This window comes from Thermodesulfobacteriota bacterium (assembly GCA_040758155.1).
Lineage (GTDB): Bacteria > Desulfobacterota > Deferrimicrobia > Deferrimicrobiales > Deferrimicrobiaceae > UBA2219.
Genome location: JBFLWB010000027.1, coordinates 1 through 6,227 on the forward strand (window position 1 = coordinate 1; position 6,227 = coordinate 6,227).

The 6,227-nt window shown below is 69.8% G+C and carries 6 protein-coding genes; 1 reads left to right on the plus strand and 5 read right to left on the minus strand.

The window, feature by feature from the left end; all coding sequences use genetic code 11:
* From AB1346_01815 to lexA, 5 genes are all read right to left on the minus strand, one after another.
* Positions 1–736, minus strand: a 736-nt coding sequence (locus AB1346_01815) for a glycosyltransferase family 2 protein (GenBank protein MEW6719167.1), incomplete at its 3' end; no start/stop codon positions are given.
* 12 nt (positions 737–748) lie between these two features.
* Complete coding sequence (locus AB1346_01820) at positions 749–2,953, minus strand: DNA polymerase domain-containing protein (protein ID MEW6719168.1); 2,205 nt, start codon at positions 2,951–2,953, stop codon at positions 749–751.
* A 1-nt stretch (position 2,954) separates the two neighbouring features.
* Positions 2,955–3,215 (minus strand): hypothetical protein, encoded by a 261-nt coding sequence (locus AB1346_01825; GenBank protein ID MEW6719169.1) that lies wholly within the window; start codon positions 3,213–3,215, stop codon positions 2,955–2,957.
* On the minus strand, positions 3,215–3,877 hold the full coding sequence (locus AB1346_01830) for a hypothetical protein (protein ID MEW6719170.1): 663 nt from the start codon (positions 3,875–3,877) through the stop codon (positions 3,215–3,217). Before AB1346_01830 ends, AB1346_01825 begins: the two co-directional genes overlap by 1 nt.
* Positions 3,877–4,509 (minus strand): transcriptional repressor LexA, encoded by a 633-nt coding sequence (gene lexA / locus AB1346_01835; GenBank protein ID MEW6719171.1) that lies wholly within the window; start codon positions 4,507–4,509, stop codon positions 3,877–3,879. The genes AB1346_01830 and lexA overlap by 1 nt, the downstream gene beginning before the upstream one ends.
* Before the next feature lie 312 nt (positions 4,510–4,821).
* On the opposite strand from lexA, the gene AB1346_01840 reads away from it, so the two are divergent.
* Positions 4,822–6,227: APC family permease (locus AB1346_01840; GenBank protein MEW6719172.1), on the plus strand; the 1,406-nt coding region annotated here is incomplete at its 3' end.

The window sequence follows — 6,227 nt, forward strand, 5'->3', positions numbered from 1 at the left end:
AGCGCGAGCGCCACGACTCGGCGCGCGCCCTCAGGTTCAGGTTCTTCGCGCTCTGCCCCCCGAAATGTACGACCTCCGCCTCCGGCACGAACCAGATCCGCCACCCGGCCTGACGCATCCGCCAGCACCAGTCGATCTCCTCGTAGAAGAAGAAATAATCCGGATCGAATGCGCCGACCGCCTCCATGGCGCTACGGCGCACCATCATGCAGGCGCCGATGATGAAGTCCGCTTCGGCGGGGCCGTCCGGGACGGGAGCGGCGCTTCCGCCGGGCCGGGCGCCGGGCGTGGCGAACAGGAAGCGCGCGACGGTGCGGCCCAAAAATTCCGTGGCGATCGTGGGGAACGTCCCGAAGGAGGTCTGCCGGGAGCCGTCGGTGTTCAGAAGCTGCGGACCGCACATCCCCGCGTCCGGACGGGATTCCATGAAATCGAACAGCCGATCCGGCGCGCCGGGCTTGAGGACGGTGTCGGTGTTCAGCAGGAGGGCGTACCTTCCTTGCATCCGTTCGATCGCGATGTTGTTCGCCCTTGCGAACCCCAGGTTGGCGCTGTTTTCGATCCGCCGGACCTCGGGATATTTCTCCGCCACCGCCTCGAGGCTGCCGTCCCGGCTCCCGTTGTCGGATACGATGATCTCGAAGCGCGCCTTCTCCGCCGTGCGATACACCGACGCGATGCAGTCGAGCAGCAGCTCCTTCGTGTTCCAGCTCACGATGACGATCGATACGTCCACCGCGCAAATATATCACATGGTTCCTAGCAGCTCTTCGGCCGCCTCCCGCAGCATCGCCTCGTAGCGGCGCAGGTCCGGCGATTCGCTCCCGTCGAGGAAACCCGCCGCCCGGCCGTGCTGCTTCCCCGCGCCCCGCGCGCTCCGCCCCCCCTCGTCCGTGAGCAGGTACCGGATGCGGGAGCCGGGGCGCAACGCCACGCCGCGCCCGGAAAGCTCCCGCGCGACCTCCGAGGCCGCGGTCGCCGCGACGTACCGCTGCGGCTCCTTCGACAGCCGCCGCGAGACCGACAGCGCTTCCGGGGGGACGCGCCCCTCGCGCAGCTCCAGCGCCGCCGCCTCGACCGCCTCCTGCAGCTCCGGCAGCATCGCGCGGAGCTCCCCGATCCCGCGCGCTTCCGCCATCCGCCGCAGCAGCTCCCGCTGCAGCTCCGCGACGAAGGGAGGGGTGTCGGAGCGGCGCATCGCGATCCCCCGGGCCTTCACCTCCCCGTCGGCGAAGGCGCCGACGAACCGGTTGGGGACGCCGACGCGCGGGTTCCCCTTCGACGGCAGGAAGGCGATCCACCGGTAGATCCCCTCGAGGGCGATCGGCATCCCGGTCTCCTCCGTGATCGTCTCCGCGAGCCGCCGGTAGTCGTCCTCCGTCGCTCCTTCCCGCTTCACCCAGAGGGCGTCGGTGAGCCCGTGGAGGAAGGAGAAGCCCGCGCCTTCCGCGACCTCCTTGGCCGACAGCAGCTTCTCCCGCCCCCACGCGGTGGTCGCCTCGTGCGCCTCGATGCGCCCGAAGCGGGCGTTCTTGTAGCCGAGGAAGCCGAAGCACACCACCAGCAGCCACTTGAGGGCGGTCTGCCGGCGCCGCAGCGCCTCCCGCTCCGCGGGATCGGCGGCGGCCTTCTGCCGTCCCTTGAGCAGGGAGCGCTTGGCGAGCACCGGCGCGATCGTCCCGGGCACGAGCCCGATGCGGCGCCGGCACGTGCGCGCGGGGATGCCGGGGACTGGGAGGGCGTCGCCCGCGCAGCAGCGGCAGTTCACCGTCTCCGGCGAGATGTTGTAGCGGACCATCAGCGACGGGTACATCGAGGCGAAGTCGAGCTCCCCCGCGTTCTCGTGGAGCCCGGGGCGCGGAAGGTAGGTGAGCCCTCCCTTGTCGGTCTCCACGAGCTCCAGCGCCGTCTTGAACGCTTCGGGCTCCCGCTTCTTGAACGGGACGAGGATCCCCCGGCGAACCGCCGTCGCCATCTGCATCGCCGAGATGGCGGTCCCCGGCGACGACCGCGCCATCCGCTGCAGCGGGATGCCCGATAGGCGGGACAGCTCGACCAGCCCCTGCAGGCCGGTGTCGGCGAAGAGGAACGAGTTGCGGGCGTCCACGTGCCAGCGGCCGTCGAGGTAGTGCCCCGCGGCGCGGAAGACGACCTGCCCGTAGGAGAAGTACGAGCGCTCCCGGGTGCGGCGGACGGCGTCTCCGCCGCGTCCCGCCGGGAGGGCGGCCCTCCCGAGATTCAAAGGAAAGCGCAGGCGCGCCGCGAGGGCGAGCAGGCGGGGGAGGATGAAGTCGTCGCCGTATTCCGTCACGAGCAGGTCGGGGTCGTGGGCGTCGACCAGCCGCTGGAGCTCCCGGAGGAGGTCGGCCCCCTCCTCCCACGGGAGCACGTGGGTCCGATCCTCCGCGGTGAACTCGAGGGGGCGCGCCCGCCCGTGGGCGGGGTGGCCGGTCCCGGCGGATGCCAGCCGCGCCGCCGTGAACGCGGGGAGCGGGGCGTCGGCGTCCCACGGCGAGTCGAGGACGCGCGCGGCGAGGAGGGCGCCGTCCGGCGAGAGCTCGGCCTCGGCGCGCGCCAGCGGGTACAGCCCCGAGGAGAGCGCGAACTGCTGCTCGACGGAGAGGTCGGCGTTGTGCAGCGCCTCGGGCCCGAACGCCCTTTCCGCCTTCCGCACCGTCTCCCGCAGCGCCCCGGCGCGGGGGACCGTGACCGTCCAGGCCGGCGCCGGCTTCCCCGAGAAGAAGTCGGTTCCTTCGCGGGGAGAGGCGGCGCAGCTCCAGCGGCGGGCGGCCGCCTCGACCGCCTCCCGGCGGACTCCCTTGCCGGCGAGGACGAAGGAGGGGCGGAAAGGGGCCCGCAGCGGCGACGTTTCCCCCGTTTCGCGGCGGAACCAGACCGTGACGCCGTCCGCCGCGGGGACGATGTCGAAGATCCACCCCGCAGTGGGGGACATGCTAACCCTTCATCTCCAGCGCCTCCAGTTTCAGCTCCAGCTCCCGCATCGCCCGGCGCTGCTCGAGGAGCATGCTCACGAGGATCGCCTCGAAGGGGACCGGCCGCCCCGCGAAGGCGCACGCGGCGGTGTGGATGCGCGCCGCCGCGAACAGGTCGTCGAGCAGCTCCCGGTCCTCCTTCCGCAGGGCGCGCCGGAAGGGGGCCCACGACGCCTCCTCGCGGTACAGCTCCTGGGTGAAGGGGAGGACGGTGCGGCCCATTATGGTTCTCCTTCAAACTGGGGGCCAGGGGGGACATTCTTGATCTTATTGGGGCGCAGGGGAAGAGTGTCCCCCCCCAGCGCGGCAAGTGTGTCCCCCCCACCTTCTCCCCACAGCAATAACAGCGGGTCCGCCGTCCGCTCCAGGTAGCGCTGGAAGCCGGGTCGCCGCCGCGCCGCCGCCTCCCCCGCCAGCACCACCCGCGTTTCCTCCCGGGAAAGCCGCCGCAGGGCGGAGAGGCAGCCCCGGAAGACGCGGCACGCCTCGGGGTACGGCACGTCCTCGTCGTCGAACGTCTCCGGCAGGCCGAGCACCAGGGCGGTCCGGGCGCCGGAACGGGCCAGCGTCTCCGGCAGCCGACGGGAGAGGAGCGCCTCCATCTGGTGGCAGGTGAAGGCGCGGGAGACGAGCAGCCGGGAAAGAGCGGTCCTACCGCTTCCGCCGAGGGCCCGCTCCGCCCGCACGACCTCGTACGGGTCGAACCGGTTCCCGCCGTCGACCGCGACGACCGGCGCCCCCGCCAGCAGGGGAGCCGCCACGGCCCGCAGCGCGAGGCGGGTCGCGCCGGGCCCGAAGAGCGCCGCCATCTTCCCCGGCGATGGAGCGAGGCACGCGGCCCAGAGCGCGGCGGGGCTGATCCGGCGGGGGGACGACGGAGACATCACATCCTCCGGAACAGGCCGACGACCTTGCCCGCGATGCGCAGCGTCCGGGAAGCCGCCGCGCCCTCGCCGTCCGGCGCGGGGAGGAGCAGGGGAGGGAAGGCCGGGTTCTCCGCCTCGAGGCGGACGCCGCCGTCCGTCCGCCGAAGCCGCTTCACGGTGGCTTCGCCGTCCACGACCGCCACCACGATGTCGCCGTCCCCGGCGCTCTCCTGGGGATGGACCAGGACGTAATCCCCGTCCCGGATCCCGGCCTCCTTCATGCTGTCGCCCGCGACGCGCAGGGCGTAGACCTCGCCTTCGCCGGTCAGCAGGGGGTCGAGGAACAGCTCCTCCCCGGCCTGCTCGATCGTCTCCCGCGGAGGGCCGGCGGGGACCGCTCCCAGGACGGGGACGCGTCTGGGGGGGCGATAGGGAGAGGCCAGTGAAGTGAACTCGATGCGCCGCGGGTGGTGCCGCTTCCGGCGGAGAAACCCTTTCCGCTCCAGGAGATCGAGGTAATAGAAGGCGTTCTTCTCCGCGATCCCGAAATGGAGGGCGATCTCCTTCGCCGTGGGAGCGAAGCGGTTCCGGTTCACGAATTCCTGCAGGAACAGCAGGACCCGCTTCTGGGATGGCGTCAGGTTATCCATAGTATGTATGTTAACATACATATCGGGCGTCCGGGGGTTTTTCGCGCCGGACGAGGCCGGACCCTTCTTCCGCCGGAAGAAAGCGGAAGTGGTATAATCCGCCGGATAACGGAAGCCATTCCATGCAAACGGCGGATTTTTCTAAGTGCTCCAGTTCATAAATACGGTAAGCACCGAGAACGTCGATGCGCCGCATCCGGCAAGGCGCGCGACCGAGGCGTGCCGGGGAGCACGGTGAGGGAGCGTAACGCAGCCGGGGCGGATGCAGCAGCGTTCGGATGCTACCGTATTTATGAATTGGAGCACTAAGTCATGACCCGGGAGTCCCTTTCCCAACGCGCGAAGCGGATCTTCCTGGGCACTCCCCGGGACATCTTCGACCCGAAGATCTTCCACCACGTTTCGCTGATCGCCTTTTTCGCCTGGGTGGGGCTGGGGGCGGACGGCATCTCTTCGTCCGCGTACGGCCCGGAAGAGGCGTACCTGGCGTTGGGGAGCCACCCGGTGCTCGCGCTGTTCGTCGCGGCGGCCACGGTGCTGACGGTGTTCATCATCTGCGCAAGCTATTCCCAGATCATCGAGGCGTTCCCGTCGGGCGGCGGCGGGTACATCGTGGCGTCGAAGCTTCTGGGCGAGAAGGCCGGGGTGGTGTCGGGATCGGCGCTGGTGATCGACTACGTGCTGACGATCACGGTGTCGGTGGCCGCGGGGGCGGACGCCATCTTCAGCTTCCTTCCGGCGGACTGGCACCCGCACAAGTTCGAGTTCATCGCGCTGGTGCTGGGGCTGCTGATCTGGCTCAACCTGCGGGGAGTCAAGGAATCGGTCCTCGCCCTGACGCCGATCTTCATGGCGTTCATCCTCACGCACGCTCCGCTGATCCTGTACGCGATCTTCCGGCACCTGCCGGACCTCCCGGAAGTGGGAGGGCAGCTCTCGGCCGACCTGGGGGCGGCGTCGGCGGAAATGGGCTGGCTGGGGGTGGGTGCGCTGCTGCTGCGGGCCTACACGATGGGCGCGGGGACCTACACGGGGATCGAGGCGGTTTCCAACTCGATGCAGACGCTGCGGGAGCCGCGGGTGCAGACCGGGAAGCGCGCCATGCTTTACCTGGCCTTCTCGCTGGCCTTCATGGCGGGCGGGATCATCGTGGGGTACGTGCTCAACGGCGTCTCCCCGGTCCACGGGAAGACGCTCAACGCGGTGCTGTTCGGGGGGCTGGTGCAGGACCTGTGGAGCGGGGAGGGGGCGAAGTACCTGACGGCCTTCGTCCTCTTCACGGAGGCGGTGCTCCTGTTCGTGGCGGCGCAGACGGGCTTTCTGGGCGGCCCGCAGGTGCTCTCCAACATGGCCAACGACTCGTACATGCCGCACCGCTTCGCCCACCTCTCCGAGCGACTGGTGACCAAGTACGGCGTCTACTTCATGGGAGGGATGGCGTTCCTGATGCTGTTCATCACGGGGGGCTCGGTGCGGTACCTCGTGATCATGTACTCGATCAACGTGTTCCTGACCTTCAGCATGTCGCAGTTCGGGATGGTGCTGCACTGGTGGAAGGACCGGGAGACGGAGCCCCGCTGGATGCACGGGATCGCGGTCAACGGGATCGGGTTCGCCCTGACGGCGTCGATCCTGTGCGCCACGGTGATCATGAAGTTCCCCGAGGGGGGATGGATCACGCTCCTGATCACCGGCTCCTTCATGGCGGCGAGCTTCTT

Coding starts and splice junctions, on each gene's coding strand:
- AB1346_01825 (MEW6719169.1), bottom strand. CDS start 3,215: ATGGGCCGCACCGTCCTCCCCTTCACCCAGGAGCTGTACCGCGAGGAG.
- AB1346_01830 (MEW6719170.1), bottom strand. CDS start 3,877: ATGTCTCCGTCGTCCCCCCGCCGGATCAGCCCCGCCGCGCTCTGGGCC.
- lexA (MEW6719171.1), bottom strand. CDS start 4,509: ATGGATAACCTGACGCCATCCCAGAAGCGGGTCCTGCTGTTCCTGCAG.
- AB1346_01820 (MEW6719168.1), bottom strand. CDS start 2,953: ATGTCCCCCACTGCGGGGTGGATCTTCGACATCGTCCCCGCGGCGGAC.